This is a genomic window from Microbacterium sp. Z11_20 (assembly GCF_057197605.1).
The window spans coordinates 254,271-272,805 of sequence record NZ_JBXVOQ010000003.1; the positions used below are offsets into that span (position 1 = coordinate 254,271).

At 66.7% G+C, this 18,535-nt stretch carries 18 protein-coding genes; 6 read left to right on the forward strand and 12 right to left on the reverse strand.

The window, feature by feature from the left end; genetic code table 11:
- Positions 1–13: 13 nt before the first annotated feature.
- The 10 genes from AC2DFQ_RS09255 to AC2DFQ_RS09300 form a co-directional block, all read right to left on the reverse strand.
- On the reverse strand, positions 14–1,354 hold the full coding sequence (locus AC2DFQ_RS09255) for an O-antigen ligase family protein (protein ID WP_484533678.1): 1,341 nt from the start codon (positions 1,352–1,354) through the stop codon (positions 14–16).
- A 103-nt stretch (positions 1,355–1,457) separates the two neighbouring features.
- A complete protein-coding gene (locus tag AC2DFQ_RS09260; RefSeq protein WP_484533679.1) occupies positions 1,458–2,426 on the reverse strand; it encodes a glycosyltransferase in 969 nt (322 codons plus the stop codon).
- Positions 2,427–2,495: 69 nt separating this feature from the next.
- On the reverse strand, positions 2,496–3,461 hold the full coding sequence (locus tag AC2DFQ_RS09265) for an MATE family efflux transporter (protein ID WP_484533680.1): 966 nt from the start codon (positions 3,459–3,461) through the stop codon (positions 2,496–2,498).
- Between the two features lie 246 nt (positions 3,462–3,707).
- Positions 3,708–4,991, reverse strand: a complete 1,284-nt coding sequence (locus AC2DFQ_RS09270) for a rhamnosyltransferase WsaF family glycosyltransferase (RefSeq protein WP_484533681.1) — start codon at positions 4,989–4,991, stop codon at positions 3,708–3,710.
- Entirely contained in the window at positions 4,988–5,758 is a 771-nt protein-coding gene (locus AC2DFQ_RS09275) for a glycosyltransferase (RefSeq protein ID WP_484533842.1), read from the reverse strand. The genes AC2DFQ_RS09270 and AC2DFQ_RS09275 overlap by 4 nt, the downstream gene beginning before the upstream one ends.
- Before the next feature lie 379 nt (positions 5,759–6,137).
- The gene (locus AC2DFQ_RS09280) at positions 6,138–6,911 is read right to left on the reverse strand and encodes a glycosyltransferase domain-containing protein (RefSeq protein WP_484533682.1); all 774 of its coding nucleotides are present in this window, start codon (positions 6,909–6,911) and stop codon (positions 6,138–6,140) included.
- Between the two features lie 220 nt (positions 6,912–7,131).
- On the reverse strand, positions 7,132–8,580 hold the full coding sequence (locus AC2DFQ_RS09285) for a sugar transferase (protein ID WP_484533683.1): 1,449 nt from the start codon (positions 8,578–8,580) through the stop codon (positions 7,132–7,134).
- A gap of 263 nt (positions 8,581–8,843) precedes the next feature.
- On the reverse strand, positions 8,844–9,761 hold the full coding sequence (locus tag AC2DFQ_RS09290) for a hypothetical protein (RefSeq protein WP_484533684.1): 918 nt from the start codon (positions 9,759–9,761) through the stop codon (positions 8,844–8,846).
- Between the two features lie 12 nt (positions 9,762–9,773).
- Positions 9,774–11,252, reverse strand: a complete 1,479-nt coding sequence (locus tag AC2DFQ_RS09295; protein WP_484533685.1) for a tyrosine-protein kinase domain-containing protein — start codon at positions 11,250–11,252, stop codon at positions 9,774–9,776.
- Positions 11,253–11,335: 83 nt separating this feature from the next.
- Positions 11,336–11,989, reverse strand: a complete 654-nt coding sequence (locus AC2DFQ_RS09300; protein WP_484533686.1) for an arsenate reductase/protein-tyrosine-phosphatase family protein — start codon at positions 11,987–11,989, stop codon at positions 11,336–11,338.
- 115 nt (positions 11,990–12,104) lie between these two features.
- Between AC2DFQ_RS09300 and AC2DFQ_RS09305 the strand changes: the two genes are divergently transcribed.
- Positions 12,105–12,959, forward strand: a complete 855-nt coding sequence (locus tag AC2DFQ_RS09305; RefSeq protein ID WP_484533687.1) for a CPBP family intramembrane glutamic endopeptidase — start codon at positions 12,105–12,107, stop codon at positions 12,957–12,959.
- Between the two features lie 59 nt (positions 12,960–13,018).
- On the opposite strand, the gene AC2DFQ_RS09310 is transcribed toward AC2DFQ_RS09305, so the two are convergent.
- Entirely contained in the window at positions 13,019–13,453 is a 435-nt protein-coding gene (locus tag AC2DFQ_RS09310; protein ID WP_484533688.1) for a VanZ family protein, read from the reverse strand.
- A gap of 331 nt (positions 13,454–13,784) precedes the next feature.
- Here AC2DFQ_RS09310 and rplM point away from each other — a divergent pair, with 331 nt between their 5' ends.
- The 5 genes from rplM to AC2DFQ_RS09335 all read left to right on the forward strand — a co-directional run bounded on the left by rplM (position 13,785) and on the right by AC2DFQ_RS09335 (position 17,386).
- Positions 13,785–14,231, forward strand: coding sequence for a 50S ribosomal protein L13 (rplM, locus tag AC2DFQ_RS09315; RefSeq protein ID WP_484510460.1), 447 nt, complete (start codon positions 13,785–13,787; stop codon positions 14,229–14,231).
- Positions 14,232–14,251: 20 nt separating this feature from the next.
- The gene (gene rpsI / locus AC2DFQ_RS09320) at positions 14,252–14,716 is read left to right on the forward strand and encodes a 30S ribosomal protein S9 (RefSeq protein WP_484510461.1); all 465 of its coding nucleotides are present in this window, start codon (positions 14,252–14,254) and stop codon (positions 14,714–14,716) included.
- A gap of 14 nt (positions 14,717–14,730) precedes the next feature.
- Positions 14,731–16,089: a phosphoglucosamine mutase gene (gene glmM / locus AC2DFQ_RS09325; RefSeq protein ID WP_484510462.1), complete on the forward strand. Its 1,359-nt coding sequence runs from the start codon at positions 14,731–14,733 to the stop codon at positions 16,087–16,089.
- Between the two features lie 245 nt (positions 16,090–16,334).
- Positions 16,335–16,895, forward strand: coding sequence for an NADPH-dependent FMN reductase (locus AC2DFQ_RS09330; RefSeq protein ID WP_484510463.1), 561 nt, complete (start codon positions 16,335–16,337; stop codon positions 16,893–16,895).
- Positions 16,892–17,386, forward strand: a complete 495-nt coding sequence (locus AC2DFQ_RS09335; protein ID WP_484510464.1) for a flavin reductase family protein — start codon at positions 16,892–16,894, stop codon at positions 17,384–17,386. Before AC2DFQ_RS09330 ends, AC2DFQ_RS09335 begins: the two co-directional genes overlap by 4 nt.
- Before the next feature lie 91 nt (positions 17,387–17,477).
- Here AC2DFQ_RS09335 and AC2DFQ_RS09340 read toward each other — a convergent pair whose 3' ends face one another.
- Positions 17,478–18,407, reverse strand: a complete 930-nt coding sequence (locus AC2DFQ_RS09340; protein WP_484533689.1) for a Ppx/GppA phosphatase family protein — start codon at positions 18,405–18,407, stop codon at positions 17,478–17,480.
- Positions 18,408–18,535 lie beyond the last annotated feature (128 nt).

The following is an 18,535-nucleotide window of genomic DNA, read 5'->3' on the forward strand; positions in this document are numbered from 1 at the left end:
TACCAGCGCGAGGTTACGACCTGGTGCCGTGTCGGGACCGTGTCGTGGATCGTGCGCGGGTCACTTGCCCTTGGCGCGCGGAGGCTTTGCTATGGAGTCCGCGATCGTCCTCGATCGGGAGTGCGTCGTCCATCCGGCTGGCCGCGACGCCGAAGTAGAAGAGCAATGCCGGCGTCAAGTACTGCAAAAAGTCGAACCCGAATCCCATCACCGCAAATGATGCGAGCACGCCCCTCGAAAAAGTGCCACCCCTCCACGCAACCAGGACAAAAATTGAGAGGAAGAGCAGCAGGCCGAGGAGCCCGAACATGGCGGCCATAGCAACAAACTGATTGTCAAAGAACACCACGCCATACTCGGCCCCCGCGACGAGCCGCTGGGCGAAGATCTCCTCGCGATTGCCGCCCCACCCAAAAAAGAGAGGGAGCGGTGCCTGCTGCAATATCTGCCCTGCGCTCGCAAGGACCGAGGTTCGATACAGGAACGAGTTGGACTCCTCGAACCCCGCACCGAGCCCGAGTGCACTTAGAAAACTCCCGAGATTCGCGACTGCTACCGCGCCCCCCAGGAGTAGGAAGAGGCTGAGTGTCACCTTAAGCGCACTACTAACCCGTTGGCTCGTGACCAGGGCCACGCCAATTCCTGCGATGAAGGCGATCACGGCGCTACGCGTGCCGCTGAGGAGTATGAGCGCAAACGCGGCGATGGCGCCGACCCAATAGATGTTGCGATGGCGAAGGGCGATGTGCAGATTGAGGATTCCCACCGCCAAGCCATAGGTCGCCATCGGGATCGGATGCGCAAAGGATGTCATCGCGCGTCCGGGCAGGTTGGTCAGCAAGAAATTAGGGCGGTGAGATAGGTCGGTGAGCCCGTTGCCCATGGGCCATATCGGCGGGACGCCCCCGAACAGCTCGCCCGCCGAGTAAGCGAGATGAAAAAGGAGAAAGCAGTTGAGTAGGCGGGCGACCGGGACAATGTCAGCACGGCGAAGGCGCGCGGCGAGTGGAACGGCCGCAGCCACGGCGAGGGTGAGCGCCCACTCGGTGAAGTACGCTTGCTCCCCAAAAATCCGCGCGACCTGCATATAAATGAGGAGGGACAGCGGAAGCCAGACGAAGACGCCCCCCGCCATCCCAGAGCCACGGAGTCTCCATAAGACCGCAGCCGATATGCTGGCCGAAGACAGAGCAAGAATGCCGATGATCACCTCGGTTGCAGACACCATCGGCACGAGAGTGCTCAGCCCGATGACGAAACCGGTGGCATACCCGGCCGGCGTTGCTGATCGCGACACAATGGTCAGGGCGACAACAGTCGCTAATACCAGAACCGCTCCAACCACTACGTCCACGCCTGCGCCCCTTCGCCTGAACGCGCGCGCGTGTGGCGCCAACGCGTCGCCTCAATACGCGCTGTATTCGTATGGTGTGATGCGGTCACGCGACCCCCCGCGCTCATCCGGGGCCGCCTTCAGGTTTCTTGCGAGGGCTATACCTCAACCCATCGCGGAAGCCGCGCGCGTACGCCATCAACTTCTCCCGTCGCGAGTCTTCAAACAACAACGTGAGAAGCACCTGCTGGGGTATTTGCCAGATCCCTTCGTTGGCTGGTCCGAGCTTAAAGCCGTACTTCTTTGTGAAAATAACGCGGTTGCGCGCCTTGTAGTAGCAGCGGAGCGGGCTGTGACCGAAGGAATAGAACCGCTCTAGGCGCCACGATCCGTCGACATCTCGACGAGGAGTGCGCAGCCAGGTGGCGCGCGCCCTTCCGACTTCATGTAGAAGGGTCACAGCGTTGGCCCGCACGATCTTGTATCCCGCCATCATGAGGCGAGCGTTTAGGTCGTAGTCCACATAGTCGATGAAAAGGTCGTCATCGAAGCCCCCGACGCTGACAGCCACATCGACGGAAACGAGGGCTCCGGAAGTGATGGCGCCTCGCCGCGCAGGGCGTCGATACTCCTGCACTTCTATTGCTTGAGTCCGACGCGTCATCGGGTGCAACTTGTTCCTGTCGACGATAAGCGGCGTTGCTATCCCTACCTCCGGAGTCATAGCGCCCCGAAGCGTTCGCGCCATGTCAGGGGACGACACACTGTCTTGGTCAAGAGTGAGCAGATAGCGGAAACCCAGATCAGTAGCGTTCGCGAGCAAGGTATTGAGAGCGTACGCAATGCCATGGTTTCGTTGTCCCCGGATCAACGTCATGTTCGGAACCTCGCGGGCGATCGCCTCGAGGGCCATGGTGTCAGAGGACCCGTTATCGAAGACGATGAGGGCGCGAACCTGAGGCGATATTGCCCGGATGTTCTCATTCAACCGGTCGATCTCGGGGTTGAAGGTCACGATGCCGGCTATCACGTCGTCGAGAGTGGTGGATGGGTTCACGGCTGGTCCAATCTTGCGATGGGTCGTGATGAGCATGGCGGAGGGACGGCTGAAGCGGGCGCTGCGGGGTGGCCGCGGCGAACTCGCCAAGATGCGAGCACGGAGTCAAGTGTGTCGATGGTTTCCTCCGATCGCATTCGAGAGGGCAATTCCCTGGGTCACGATAGCGGCCATCTCCGCTGCCCCGACCGCGATCAGGGCGCCGTCAGCGCCCAGCGGCGCGATCAGCAGGAGAGCGGCCAAGCCGCCAGCCATGGCCGCAATAAAGTTACCTGTCGCGATGGCATTAGGACGGCCCACCGCGACCAGCGCCAATCCGAGGCCTCGGGACGCGCAGACGGCAAATACGATGAGAGAGCCCCACGCGGCCGTGACCGATGGGATGTTGATGGCGCCCGTGAAGAGAACGTGCGCCGCCGGCGCGGCGACAATGAAAAAGACAGTGCCCGCAAACCCGCCGAGGATGACATTCGCGATCAGCGACTGCCGGATCCTCCGATGCAACTCGTCTGGGGTGGATCCGCCGAGCCAGCTCTGTAGCCGCGCCGGGAACCCAGCAAGAACAGCGAGGCCCATCCGGAGAATCCTGTCGGTCGCGCCATAGAGCGCGACGGAGGCGGGGGAGATGGCGCCCACGACGGCGGTTACCAGCGTCGTGTAGAGCACGCTCAGCGATCTCCCGGCAGTCAGAGGTATCTGCTGACGGATCAGGCTCACGCCCTCCCGGTAGTTGCTCGCAGTCGGGAATAGTCGATAACCACCGGCGCGCGCTGCCAATGGGGGTGTTAGCAGCGCACCCGCCGCTGTTACAACTGCGAACGCGATCAAGGGGCCGCCGAGAGATATGACGACCGCCGCCAGTATGTTCAGGATCAGCCGCGGCAGCATGTCGACCAAGAGGATGATCCCCGGTCGGTTCATCCCGGTGAGCAACCAGACCGGGCTTAGGGCGGCAAGACTGGTCGCCGCCGCGACAGCGCTAGCCACGATCTCGTAGTCAGTCGCGATCAGGAAAGCGACTGCGGCCCCGAGCGGCACGCCGACGCTTAGCGAAATCGTCTTCGTCGCCACGGACTGGCCATGGAGTGTCGAACTATCTTGACCCCGGGCAATAGCCTGGGGCCCAATCACGCTCCATCCCAACTCGCAGACAACGGCGACGGTCGCGCCGATAGATTGCCCGATGGCGACCGACGCGAAGCCAGCAGCTCCGAATTGGGCGGTGATGGCAGGGTAGACGAGGAGTGGCGCGAGGGCGCTTATACCCGGGACGATAAAGAACAGGCCTAAGGAACGCCACCCACCGAAGCCGCGCATCTAGGGTGCGATCTCTGCCACAAGTTGGTCCAATACGGCGTCGAGAGGCTCCCCTAAGGCGTCTAGCGTCCCCGGGTCAAAGGATCCGACCCGATCTCCGTCTCGGGAACTTGCCAGCGCGAGCCTGAGCGCGTCACTCAAGCGGTCAGGATCGGGCGCCACCGCCAGCAGGCGAGCATGAATGCCCCCCCGCGTCCCGCCTAGTTCGTTCGTAACTGCCCGCCCACCTGAGACAACTGCGTCCAGCGGCGGGTGTGACGGGTGTGGGCTGTGCTGGAGCGACAGGACCACATCGGATCTACTGAGAGTTTCGAAGTAGCTGTCCCAGGGCAGCTTACCCAGCACGCGCGCGCCTGTGAGGGGACCCCTGGAAGGGACCGCGTGCCGTCCTCCAGCGGTGTGGACGTCGACCGTGCGACCGCTAGTTGTTTCGCGCAATACGGTCAGGGCTAGCGCTGACATCCCGATGTTAAAGAGGTTCCGAGGCTTGTCCGGCCGTGCGTAGAAGAGGATCGACAAGCCGTTATCCCCTCGCGTACCGCGCTCGTGCCACGTGCGCTCGAGACGACGAAGGTCGAGTTGTGGCCGGAAAACAAGTCGTTCATCGATTCGCATCCCTTCGACATTGCAGAGGTATTCGCTCAACGGCCGTGAGTTCACCACCGCCCGGAATCCTGCGTGGTACGTGGCCTGGGCAATGGCGAACTCAGTAGACCAGGGCGTGAACCCGGGCTCATAGTCCTGAATCAAGTAAATGACGCGTGCGGGGTCCACGATCTGCAGCCGGCACGCGACGTCCAGCGAGTGCGCTGTCGTCCAGTGAGTGGCGATCCATAAATCGTCGTTCCCGACTGGCACCCCCGGCATGTCGCGGGCACCGAGTATGGCTCCCACCAGGTGTGCGCTGTCGGGAAATTCTCTCGCCAGGTAGGCAGTGAGAGCGTGACGGCGCTTGGTAGATAGCCGGCCGGTCAAGGCGACCAGTCGGACCGGAAGGTCGAGGCGTTCCGCTAGCTGCATGCCGAAACCCAGGGCAGTGCGTGAACCAGCGAACATCGATTCCAGGGAGAGCTGTGGAAGCACCAAGTTGACGTGAGGTCGCAAGACCGTTGGGCGCACAGCCGCAATCGCGAGACTTCGGCTATGGAGACCGTCAAATGCGGCAGCCGCGGGCAGGTGGGACGTGGTGCTACGAATCCGCGCAGAAAGGGCGGCCTCACTCCTCGCGCGGGCTTGGCGCAGAAGCGGCTGAGTCGGGGCGGCGAGCAGGGTGAGCGGTCTCATTTCAATCGACCGGCCCTGTAGCCTTCTACGGCCTGTTCGCACGCATCCTGGAAGCGTGGCGCCAGGGCCTCTACACGGAACTCCGACATGGCACGCGCGCGCGCAGCTTGCCCTAGCTTTCGTCTGAGAGCAGGGTCGCTCAGTCGTTGGAGCGCATTAGCCAGCGCCCCGGTCGAGCCGGGGGGCACAACTAGCCCCGCCTGGCCTACGGCCCAAGGCATAGGTGCAACATCAGACACCACGACCGGTCGGCCAAAAAGCATGGCGTCCATCAGCTTGGCGGGGAGTTGTCCCTCAGACTGCCGTGTCCTGAGGCTTGGGATGGCGACGATATCGGCGTCACGCACGAGTGCCATGCCCTCCTGAATTGTCGTGCGGCCGACCCACAACTCCCAGGGTTTAGCGTCCGGCGGCGGCTCGTCCGTGATGGTGAGGCTGAATCCGGCCCCCGCCAATCGCGAGACGGCGCCGCGCAGCACATCGACGCCCTTGTGGCGGCGATTCGTCCCCACGAAAGCGAGGCGGGGTCGAGTGCTAGTGGAGTAGCGGCCGGCTCCTGTATCCAAACGCGCGTGAGGTATCAGAGTCCCCCCATATCGGTCCCCCAGCCAAGGGTTGCTGATGATCGATGGCAGGCGCGCGGCTTCGCTCCGGAATCGGAGGTCGCGCACAGTCCGGCCGGGGCGGCGGATCGACCTGGCGATGCGCTCCAAAGGGCGACCAATCCGAAGCATCGACTCCAGATCGGGATCGTCTACGTCGACCATCAGTGGCACCTCCCGGTCAGCGCTGACCCTCAGAGCGACACCCAGGGACTGCGTCAGAGGCTTGCAAGCGATGATCAGATCGGTGTGGTCGGGAAGCTTGCTGGCAGCGTCTGACGGTGCTTCTATGCTGCAGGCTTCAGCGAAGCGTGTGTTTGCGACGGGCCCCCAGATACCGACACCGCGAGGGGCTACCACCCGGGATTTCCACCCGAGGTGATCGGCTAGCAGCCAGAGGCTGTAAGTGCGCCCTAGGGAGTTGCTGTCCAGCGACTCGGTATAAAAGGTGAGGTTCACTCAGTCCGCCTTGCACACAGCAGTCCGGCGTGTGGTCGCCCCAACAGGACGCCGGCCGCGCGAGATGTTAGTTGGAGGCACATCGTTACTGCTTCCGACACGGCGTCTCGTCCAGTGTAGGAAGCGGGTGTCCCATGCGTTCCAAGAGACGCGCCCCCCGCCGGGTCAACTCCCGGGAGCGAATGACATCCGCGACCCTCAAACCCAACGACCTGCGCGATGGTCGCCAGGCCTGCACCGCCGTATTGCGAGACATGGCTCCGTTAGGGATCCACCTGTGGTACAGCGATTCTTGGTTGTCAAGGTTGATTACCTGGGTATCGAGCGGTGTGAGCGCGAGCGCCGCGTGAATAGACAACTGGTCCCTCCGGGACCCAAGCAGGATGAAATCCATCCAGGTACGCATGGCGCGCGCGACAGACGCGTCTCGCCTTCGAAGCAGGAGGCCCGTCCAAAGAGGAGCGGTTTTCATGTCGACGCCGGCAGCGCAAGCGGCCCGGAACGTATGACGAACCCGATCGGGATCGTCATACCCAGCGGCGATCACCTGGCGGTACTCATCGAGGAGCGACGCTCGGTAGGAGTGGCTTGAAACCACTAACTCATGGGACTGAAGCTGGTCGAGAAGTCGCAGCGCGTCCGTCTTCAGCACCACGCGGTTGTCGAGCCAAATGGTCGAATCATACTCATCTAGGGCTGGGTGACCGACGACTTTAAGGTATCGGGCGCTTCTTACGCTATCCGTCGGAAAACGTGGCTCCACGCCAATGACGTTCCAACCGGACCCGCTGAACCGTTCCGGCTGGTCCGTGAACATCACCATCTCTACCCCGAGGCTGGCCCGGTTGGGCTGCGCCATGGGAGTCTCGTAGCCGCCAATGAGGGCTGAGTAAATTACTGCAGGCAAGTCAGCCGCTCTCTCCGTGAGTCGTGCGCGATGGATGCCTGGAAGGGTCAGCAGCGCGCTCGAGCGGTGTGTAGCGCGCCCGCGAACTCGCGAAGCAGCCTGGGGCTGTCGTGCGAACCCGGTAAAGGTCTGTCAGCGACGCTTTTCTCGTTGAACCTGGACCGCGATTCATTTAGTGGGCACTCTCTCCAGGCATGATGACCGCGCGCGCAGTCTTCAGGAGGATCGCAAGATCCCCGACCAAGGACCAGTTCTCCACGTAGTAGAGATCCAGTCGAACCGAGTCTTCCCAGTCCAGGGATGACCTCCCGCTAACCTGCCAAAGACCCGTCAGGCCCGGACGCGCGAGTAGACGACGTCGGGCTGCGCTACTGTACAGCGCCACCTCCGCTGCAATCTGCGGCCGCGGCCCAACCAAGCTCATAGAACCACCGAGGACGTTTAAGAGTTGGGGCAGCTCATCTAACGAATACCTCCGGATGAAGCGACCTACTGATGTGACTCTCGGGTCGTTGTGAATTTTAAACAGTGGCCTGTCGCCGGTCCCTTGGGCTTCCAGTAGAGCCTGCAACTCTGTTTCAGCGCCAACCCGCATCGAGCGGAACTTGAGCATCTTGAACGGGCGACCGTTCCGGCCGATTCGTTCCTGCTGATAGAGGACCGGGCCTCGGCTCGTCGCGAGGACCGCAACCGTCACAGCAAGAAGCACTGGTGATAGGGCGACCAGGAGGACCCCGGCACATGTTAGGTCGAAGGCGCGCTTCATAAAACGCTGCCCTAGGGAGAACCGTGGTGTCTCGACGTGGATGAGCGGCAGGCCGGCTACCGGCCTCGTATGTAAACGTGGCCCGGCAATGTCGACGATGCTCGGGGCCAGCACCAGGTGCTCCCGTCCAGCTTCAAGACCCCACGAAATTTCCTTCACCTTGTCCGGCGGCAACTCATCCGTGCTAGTCACCGCCACGGTGTCCGCCCCGGTTGCGGCGATCGCTGGGGTCACGGCTTCGACCGAACCCATCACAGGGATATCAGTGCCTGGGACCCGGTCGCCGACTTTCCCGGAAGGTATGCAGGCCCCAACGACACGGTAGCCCGCTGCCACATTCCGACTCAGCTCGCGGGCGATCTGAGTGACCGAGTCCGTGGACCCGACGAGGAGCACCCGGGCGGAGAACTCCCCTTGGCCCCGCTTCATGATCAACCATTGGCGCCACACCCACCGACCCACGACCAGCGTCAGCAGACCGAGCGGGAGGCTGATGAGAAGATACCCCCGTGCGATGTCTGTCTTGGTGAGGAAGGCAATGATCGCGATAAACCCGAAGAGGCGGAAGCTTGCGTCCACGACGCGTATGTACTCTTGGGGCCCCGTCCCAGTGACGCGGTCACTGCGGGAGTCGATGAACGACAGCGCCCACATCCAAGCCGCGATGAGAGCCGCCGAGAAGAACCAATATGACACGTCGTCGAAGCGGCTGTCGGCTGCAAGGGCGAGGCTTACTTCGCCGGCGCCGAACCAGGCGATCTGGGCACCGTACACAACCCACACGAGCACGACGAGGTCCGTGATCATGAGTCGTCGCGCGTAGGCGCGTCGCCATCGGGACGCCTTATCCGGCATCTTCGTCAGGCTAGTCCATGGTGTGAGGGCGCTGCCGGTTACGGATCGCTCTCCGAGGTTCTCGGTACTCTGCGACGGCGGTGTCGCGTCGACCCGTAGGTCTGACGTCACAGTAGTTTCCTTCCGTCGTCCGGTGCCCCAACGGATTGTTCCAGGCGTCACGCTAGCACCGGTTTGTGTCGCCGAAATGACGTAATGGGGGACACGTGGGGGACAAAGGTTCACGGCACGGCGGCCCACGCCGCGATAGGGATTGGGCCGAATCACGGGAGTCGGATCAGCGAGTCCCCTGACCAGAGGAGGGCGTCATCGCCGGCCGCTGCGAGCGTGACCGGGTTCGCCGGGTCGACGGCAGCGCAGCCGAGAGGGGCAGACTCGGAAAAGGTCCTGCCCGAGAGGGCGGAGACCTCGAGGCCCTGGCACGCCGCTGACCGTGCGGCGACCAAGAGTTGGTTGCCGGAGATGGCGACGGCCGCCGCATCCGGGGTCGGGAGCGGCAGCCATTCGCGGTCGGCGCCCAGCACGTACGCAGTGCCCTCGCACACCAGGGCCACGGTGGCGCCTGCGGCGCGCACGCTGCGGGGGTCGGCGCACGGCGCATCGACCGGGCCGCCCGGGGTGATGAGACTGTTCGGCGCGGTCGGGTCGAGGTAGCGGGATGCGGCGAGCACCTCGGGGTACGGCTCCCAGAACTCGCCCTGCGTGAAGGTGCGGAGCGCCTGCGTCTCGCACTCGTCGCCCATGCCCGCGACCATCTCGGCCTCCGTGCCGGCGAAGGCGTCGAGGGCGAGGAGTTGCCCGATTCCCCGGTAGACCGGGGTGACGTCTTCCCAGGTGTCGCCGCCGTCGGTCGAGCGCTCGATCAGCGGGGATGCTGCGCCGCATTCACCGGCGATTCCGCGCCACATCCCGCCCGACCCGACGGAGAGGAACCGCTCCTCCGCGCGCGGGTACGCCGCACCGGCGACGGGCGCAGGCGGCGACGATGGCGTCGGCACGGTCGTCGCCCCACCCCCGAACGTGAACGTCGGGGCGGGAGCGGCCTCCCCCGCGGTCTGCGGTGCGCGCACCCGATCGACGGCGACGACGGCGAGCACGATCGTGCCGATGGCCAGCACGGCGACCAGCACGCCGGCGAGCCATCGCGCGGAAGTGCTGACGCCGGGCGGACGTCGGGCCATCACACTCCTGAGTCAGGGAAGCAGGCTGGAAGCGCCGGTTTCGGTGGCGGGCTGAGCTCCTGCGCGCCCGGATCGGCGGCGGGCTGCACGGCGAGGCTTGTCGGGCTTCGACGGGGTCTGCGACTCCACGTAGTTGCCGTAGCCGCCGTAGCCGTAGCCATACCCGTAGCCGTAGGCATCGGGTCCACGCGTCGGCACCATCGTCATGACGACGCCGGCGACCTTGCCGCCCACCGTCTCCAGAGCCTCGAAGGCACCGCTGAGCTGGTGAGTGGTGGTCCGGCCCGCCGCGACGATGACGATCGCCCCGGCGGTGGAGCGGGAGAGGATCGCCGCATCCGTCACGGGAAGAAGCGGGGGAGCGTCGCACAGGACGACGTCGAACTCTTTCGAAAGCGCCTCGAGCAGCTGGCCCATCTGCTTCGAGCCGAGCAGCTCGCTGGGGTTCGGCGGGATCTTCCCGGCCGGAAGGATGTAGAGCGGGCGCTTGCCCCAGGGGAACATGACGTCGGCGACGCGGGCGCGGCCGATGAGGACGTCGGTGAGGCCCGCGCCGCCCTCGATGTTCAGGTACTCCGACACCTTCGGCTTGCGCAGATCGCAGTCGATGAGCGCGACGCGCTTACCGGCGTCGGCGAGGGCGACGGCCAGGTTGATCGTCGTCGTCGACTTGCCCTCGCTCGGCAGGCTCGACGTGACGACGAAGCTGTGCCCGCCGTCCATCTCGAGGAACTGGAGGTTGGTGCGGAGTGACCGGAACGCCTCGGAGCGGGTGTTGTGGGGGTCGGCCTCGAGGATGAGGGGCCGCTCGCTCGCCTTCGGGTCGAACGGGATGGCTCCGATGAGGGGCCGGTCGGTGAGGGCTTCGACGTCGCGGGCGTTGCGCACCCGGTTGTCGAGCACCGAGCGGAGCACCGAGATGCCGAGCCCGGCGGCGAGGCCGATCAGCCCGCCCAGGGCGAGGTTCAGGGGCACGTTGGGGCTGACGGGCTTGAGCGGGGGCAGCGCGTCTTTCACCCGGCTGAGCTGCACCGGGCTGGTGGGCTGGCCTTCGCGCGTCTCGATCGTCTCGACCGCCGCGGTCAGGCTTGCCGAAATCGCGTTGGCGAGATCGGCCGCCATGACGGGATCGGCGTCTTCGACAGAGATGTCGATGAGGAAGGAGTTGAGGGGGGTCGACGACGTCACCTGCTCGGCGAGGGCATCGGCGGTGCCCTCCAGGCCGAGCTCGGCGATGACGGGATTGAGGACGAGCGGGCTCTCGGCGAGCTGGACGTACGTGCCCACGCGCTGGAGGGCGAAGCTACCGCCCTGCTGCAGCTCGGCAACGCTCCCACCGGCCTCCGTCGAGACGAAGACGCGGGTGGATGCCTCATAGAGAGGTGTGCGCGTGAGGGAGTACCCGGCAGCCACCGCGATCCCGAGGAGAGTCGTGGCGAGGATCACGAGCCAACTCTTGCGGAGGATGCGGATGTAGTCGCTGAGCTCCATGACGCCTCTCGGGTGTGCGCGGGTACGCGATCATCCTGCCATACAGAGTGTTTCCAATCCGTGACGGCGGCACGCCGTTCCGATCAGGTCAGAACCGCCCGCAGAACCCGCGTGATTTCCCCCAGTCCGGGGAGCAGTTGAGCGGTCGAACGCTGGTACGTCTCCCACGACCGGCGGTAGGGATCGATCACGTCATCGGCGGCCGGATCGGAGGGCGCGTCGACCCCGCCGCGGCGCGCGTTCAGCACCTCCAGCGCTGCACGGACGCGGACGTGCGGGTCGGTGCCGGCAGCATCCGCGGCCCCGATCAGTTCCGAGTCGGGGACGCCGGATGCGAGACGCTCGAACTCGCGCACGGTGAAGGTCGACCGCATCCGCGCGGGGGAGAGCTCCACGACGCCCTTCCGGTGCTCGCGCGTCATGGCCATCACGAGGTCGGGCGTCACCAGTTCGCGCTCGCTCAGCCAGCGGCCGCGGTGGGCGGCGCTGTCGTCGGCCGCGACGCCGAGGGATGCGGCCATCCGCGCCGCTTCGGGTGTCATCGGCGAATCGATCATCGCGCTGGTGCCGGCGCTGGCGACCCGGACGTCGAGGGGACTCAGGCGCGCGCGCAGCACCTGCTCGGCCAGCGGCGAGCGGCAGATGTTGCCGGTGCAGACGGTGAGGATCTCGATGGTCGGCGACGACGACGTGTCGCCCTGCGGGGCGAACAGGCCGCTCAGGTCCAGGTCGAGCATCCCGTCCCTTATCTGTCGGCGTGGGGGCGCTTCGTCTCGCTCCGCCCGCCGGGCGACCGGGGGAGGCCGAGGTCACTCCTCGGCGACCGGCGGCGGGCCGGTAACGTGGGCGTCGATGTCCGAGTCTACCGACGCCGCGCGCCGTGACCTCCCTGTGTCGGAGGTCGATGTCGAGACGGCGGAAACGGTCGAGGAGGCACCTGGTGAGCGGTCGAGCCGCCGCCGGTCGCCGCGCCGGCACCGCACCTGGATCGAGGGCGGCACCTCGGTGCAGCGCTGGGGCTGGGAGATGCTCGGCTGGGCGGTGCTCAGCCTCGGCGCCGGCATCGTCGCCGCCGCGGCGCTCAACGAATTCGCTCCCCAGCCGCTCGGGTCGACCCTGTCGCTCGTGGTGCTGTGGATCGCCTTCGCCGCACCCGTCGTCTTCGCGTCCGTCCGGTCGCGCCCGCGGGCGCTGCTGCGCTTCCGCCTACTCGACCTTCTCTATGGCATCAGCCTCGGCATCCTGTTGCGCTTCGCGCAGGGAGGGCTGGAGATGCTCGCCGGCGGCAGTGGAGCCTGGCCGTCGTACCCCTCCGTCGGTGGCGGCCTGCCGGCGGGATGGTTCTTCAACGAGCTGCTCGGTGCCACTCTTATCGCGCCGGTGCTCGAGGAGTTCTTCTTCCGCGGGCTCGTGCTGGTCGCCGTGTACACGGCGGTGCGCCGGATCGCCGGGCGCGGCGTCGCCGGATTCGCCGCGGCGCTCGTCTCCACCGGCCTCTTCGTGGTGGCGCACGCCGTTCTCGCGCCGATTCCGTGGGATGCCGCGGTGTCGCTGACGCTCGTCGGGCTCGTCAACAGCCTCCTCGTGCTGCAGACGGGACGCATCTGGGCCGCCGTGCTCGTGCACATCGTCTACAACGGCCTCTGGGTGGCGCTCTCCACCGCCGGCACGCTGCTCGGCGGATCGAGCGGGCCCAGCCTCAGCTGAGCCGCCGGCATCCGATGACGCGGGGGTGGGTCAGCGGGCGCGGGTGACGCGGGGGTGGGTCAGCGGGCGCCGGCGGGTGCGGGCGCCGGGCGTGTCAGCCGGGCGATGAGGAGCGCGAGGACGACGCCGGCGGCCGTGCCGAGGGAGTTGGCGGCGACATCCCACGCGCTCGCCGTCCGTCCGGGGAGCGCCAGGTCTTGCACGACCTCGATCGCCAGCGACGCCGCGATACCCAGGGCGAGGGTGACCGGTGCCGAGCGCACGAGCGGTGTCAGCAGCAGCCCGAACGGCAGGAAGAGCGCGATGTTCGCCGTGAACTCCAGGCGCCGATGCGTCGCCCACGGCAGGAGACGCTCGATCGCCGCGAGCAGCGGTCCAGCGTCGCGGTCGACGTGCGTCGGCCAGAACGCGATCAGCGCCAGAACCAGCACGTATACGCCCAGAGCGACCACGAGCAGGCCCCGCACGCGCGGATCGACGGGTGCTCGGAGCATCCCGTCACGATAGACGCTCGCGGTTACCCCCGCGTTTCGGGCCGGACGCTTCGACAGGCTCAGCGACCGGCCCTGGCTTGGCGCGCGGCGCTGGGCTGGGCGGCCGGGCTTGGGCTTGGCGACCGGGGCATGCGGATGCTGTTTGGCTGCAGCATCCGCATGCCGTAAGCTATTCGTTTGGTGCTCGCCGACTGCTGGCGGCACTGCGAACGTGAGCCCTCCACTGGTGTCTTCGCTCTTCGGCCCCTCGACAAGCTCGGGGACCGACAGAGAAAAGCCCCCGGAGCGGGATTCACGAACACCTCCGTTCGAATCAGAAAGCAGCATTACTGTGACGCGCACTTACACCCCCAAAGCTGGCGAAGCCCAGCGCGACTGGCTCGTGATCGACGCCACCGACGTGGTTCTCGGCCGCCTCGCCTCCCACGCCGCGGTGCTCCTCCGCGGCAAGCACAAGCCGACCTTCGCCAACCACATGGACGCCGGCGACTTCGTCATCATCATCAACGCCGACAAGGTCGCGCTGACGGGCCAGAAGCTCCAGAAGAAGAAGGCGTACCGCCACTCGGGTTACCCGGGCGGTCTCAAGTCGGTCACCTACGAGGAGCTTCTCGCGAAGAACCCCGAGCGCGCCGTCGAGAAGGCCGTTCGCGGCATGCTCCCGAAGAACAGCCTGGGCGCTCAGCAGCTCTCCAAGCTCAAGGTCTACCGCGGCGCAGAGCACCCCCACGGTGCGCAGCAGCCCAAGACGTACACCTTCGACCAGGTCGCCCAGTAAGCGCCGATTAAGGATCACTCGTGTCGAACATCGAGAACTACTCAACCGAGACGCCGGCTGACCAGACCGTCGTCGCCGCCGAGCGCCCCGTTCTGAGCGTGCCGGGTGCCGCAGTGGGCCGCCGCAAGCAGGCCATCGCCCGCGTGCGCATCGTCCCCGGCACCGGCGTCATCACCGTCAACGGCCGCACGTTCGAGGACTACTTCCCGAACAAGCTGCACCAGCAGCTCGTGAAGGACCCCTTCACCGTGCTCAACCTCACCGACGCGTACGACGTCATCGCACGCATCTCCGGCGGTGGCCCCTCGGGTCAGGCCGGCGCGCTGCGCCTGGGCATCGCCCGCTCGCTCAACGGGATCGACGTGGAGAACAACCGCGCCGCCCTGAAGAAGGCCGGCTTCCTCTCCCGTGACGCTCGCGTCAAGGAGCGCAAGAAGGCCGGTCTCAAGAAGGCCCGCAAGGCGCCTCAGTACTCCAAGCGCTGAGTTCGGCTCGTTCCATGCCGCTGTTCGGCACGGACGGGGTGCGGGGGCTGGCCAACGGCCCCCTCACCGCCGACCTCGCACTTCACCTGGCCCAGGCGACCGCCGTCGTCCTGGGCCAGGGCCGTACGGCTGCGGCGCGGCGCGCCGAGGGACGGCGGCTTACCGCCGTCGTCGCCCGTGATCCGCGCGTGTCGGGCGAGTTCATCTCCGCCGCCGTCGCAGCCGGGCTCGCCTCATCCGGTGTCGACGTGCTCGATGCGGGCGTCATCCCGACCCCGGCTGCGGCGTACCTGATCGGCGACATCGACGCCGACTTCGGCGTAATGGTGTCGGCCTCGCACAACCCGGCTCCCGACAACGGCATCAAGATCTTCGCCCGCGGCGGCGTGAAGCTCCCCGACATCGTCGAGCAGCGCATCGAAGCCGCCCTCGAGTGGGACAAGCTGCAGCCCACCGGCGCCGGTGTCGGCCGCATCCGCCGCTTCGCCGACGCCGAAGACCGTTACGTCGTGCACCTGCTCGCCTCCCTGCCGCACCGGCTCGACGGCATCCACGTCGTGCTCGACTGCGCGCACGGCGCCGCCGCCGGCGTGTCGCCCGAGACGTTCCGCGACGCCGGAGCCCAGGTCACCGTCATCGGCGCCGACCCCGACGGCCTCAACATCAACGACGGCGTCGGCTCGACGCACCTCGACCAGCTCGCGACGAAGGTGCTCGAAGTGGGCGCCGACGTCGGAATCGCCCACGACGGCGACGCGGACCGGTGCCTCGCCGTGGATGCGGCGGGCCGCATCGTCGACGGCGACCAGATCATGGCGATCCTCGCGGTGGCGATGAAAGACCGCGGGCGCCTCGTGGACGACACCCTGGTGGCGACCGTGATGAGCAACCTGGGCCTTCACCGCGCCATGAAGGAACACGGCATCGACGTCGTGCAGACCGGCGTGGGCGACCGCTACGTGCTCGAGGCGATGAACAAGAACGGCTACTCCCTCGGCGGCGAGCAGTCGGGTCACGTCATCATGAGCGATTTCGCCACCACCGGCGACGGACTGCTCACGGGCCTGCACCTCGTGGCCGAGATGGCGCGGCAGGGGAAGACCCTCGCCGAGCTCGCCTCGGTCATGACCGTGTTCCCCCAGGTGCTCGTGAACGTGCGCGACGTCGACCGCACCCGCGTCGCGACCGACGAGGTGCTGCAGGCCGAGGTGAAGGCCGTCACCGGCGAACTCGGCGACACCGGACGCGTGCTGCTGCGCGCATCCGGAACCGAAGCCCTCGTGCGCGTCATGGTCGAGGCCGCGGACGCCGAGTCGGCCCAGGCCTACGCCGACCGCATCGCGACGGTCGTGCGCGAGCGCCTCGCCGCGTAGAGCGCTGCTGCGCGCGTGCGTCGTGCGTGGGTCGTGCGTGCATGCCGGGGATGACGCGGGTTACCTGTGCGAAACATCCACGGCGTATCCTGGTGAGGCAACGTAAGCCGTTGCGGGCCACCGGGACAAAAAACCTCGGTGGAACAAGAGAGACGTCGGTGTCGCTCGAACCCCGCCTGCTTTCGGGTGCGTTCGGCGACCGCGCGTCTCACCTTCCTGCCAACCGGTGAAAGTGTGAGTAAGACATGACAGTGAAAGTCTCGGTCGTCGTCGGCAATCCCAAGCCGCAATCGCGAACCCTGAAGGTGGCCACGACCCTGGTCGAGAGCCTGCTCGGCCCCGGCACCTACGACCTGACGGTGATCGACCTCGCCGACTACGAAGCCGACATCTTCGCGTGGCCGTCGGAGACGATGGCGGCGCTGAACGCCGCCGTCGCCGGAAGCGACCTCGCGGTCTTCGCCTCGCCGACCTACAAGGCGACGTTCACGGGCCTCCTGAAGGCCTTCCTCGATCGGTACCCTGCGAACGGGCTGTCGGGCGTCGTCGCGATCCCGGTTCTCACCGGGGCCGATCAGACCCACTCGATGGGTCCGACGCACACCCTGGCGCCGCTCCTCGCGGAGCTCGGCGCCATCGTCCCTGGCCGCGGTTTCTACTTCATCTCGAGCCAGATGGACCGCCTCGACGACCTCGTGGATGCGGCGGCCGCCGAGTACCGCGGAAACCTCGCGCGACTGGCATCCCTCGCCGGCGCCACGCGGGTGGAAGCGCCGGCAGGCGTGGACGCGGAGGTGGCGCGATGAGCACCGTCGACCCCCGAGCCTTCCGCGACACCCTCGGGCACTTCGCATCCGGGATCACCATCGTCAGCGGCGTCGACGACGACGGCCCCATCGGCTTCACGTGCCAGTCGTTCTACAGCGTGTCGATGGATCCGCCGCTCATCTCCTTCAGCGTCATGACGACGTCGACGACGTACCCCCGCATCCGCGACACCGGCCGGTTCGCCGTGAACGTGCTCTCGCACCATCAGCACGACGTGTCGAGCCAGTTCGCCCGCAAGGGATCGGACAAGTGGGCGGGGGTCGCGTGGACGCCGACCGAGGCGGGGAACCCCGTCATCAACGACACCCTCATGTGGCTGGATTGCGAGATCTGGGCCGAGCACGAGGCGGGCGATCACCTCATCGTGATCGGCAAGGTTGTCGAGCTGAGCCCGCCGGAGTGGCACCGCCACGAGCCGCTGCTGTTCTTCAAGGGCGCCTACCGGCACCTCCGCGACCTCGTGAGCTGACGCGAGGTCGGTCCGTTCCCGGACGCTTCGACAAGCTCAGCGACCGGGAGCGGGCTCCGTGTCGCTTGCGCTTCGACGGGCTCAGCGGGGGTTACATCGCGAGGGACTCGATGTAGCGCAGCAGCACGCCCTCGCGAAGCGCCCACGGCGCCACCTCGAGTTCCTCGACGCGCATCGCCTTCATCGCCTGGTGGAGCACGACCGCGGCCGCGACGATCTGGGTCGCGCGGTCGGCGGTGATGCCGGGAAGCTCCTGGCGCGCCTCCGCCGGGATGCGGGCCAGCCGCGGGATCCACGCCTTCAGCTCGCGGCGGGGGAGCACCATCCGGTCGATGCCCGACCAGCCGGGCACCGGGTATCCGGCCAGCGTCGCGAGCGATCGGATCGCCTTGGACGACCCCACGACATGATCGGGACGCGGGAGGGTTGCGAAGCGCTCCGCGACCGGCGAGAGGACGGATGCGGCGTGCCGGCGCAGCGCCTCGAGCTGGAAGTCGTTCGGAGGATCGTCGGGGAGGAAATCGATGGTCATCCGTCCGGCGCCCAGCGCCACGGAGTCGGCCAGATCGGGCAGCTCGTCTGCGCCACCGGCGAGCTCGAGCGATCCGCCGCCGATGTCGAACAGCAGGATCTGTCCCGCCGACCAGCCGAACCACCGGCGGACCGCGAGGAACGTGAACCGTGCCTCGGTGTCACCGCCGAGCACCTGCAGCGCCTGGCCGAGCGCCTCCTCGATGCGGGCGATCACGGCGGGGCCGTTCGTCGCCTCGCGCACCGCCGAGGTCGCGGTGGCGAGCAGTTCGTCCACCCCCTCGGCCGCGGCCTTCGCACGGGCCTCGGTGACCGCATCCACGAGCGCCGCGACGCCGGCGGCATCGATCGCACCGTCGGGCGTGAGGTGGCGCATGAGCCGCAGCACGGTGCGGTGGCTCGTGGTCGCGGTCGGACGTCCGCCGGGGCGGGCATTGGCGACCAGGAGATGGACCGTGTTCGAACCGATGTCAAGAACCCCGAGGCGCACCCGTTGAGCGTAGCGGTCGCGGGGCTTCGTCTCGCTCCGCTCGCTCAGCGACCGGGGACGGCGCCCTCGCTCAGCAGCCGGGCGCGGGCGGCAAAGGAAGGGGGCTGCGGACGGCGAAGGAACGGCAG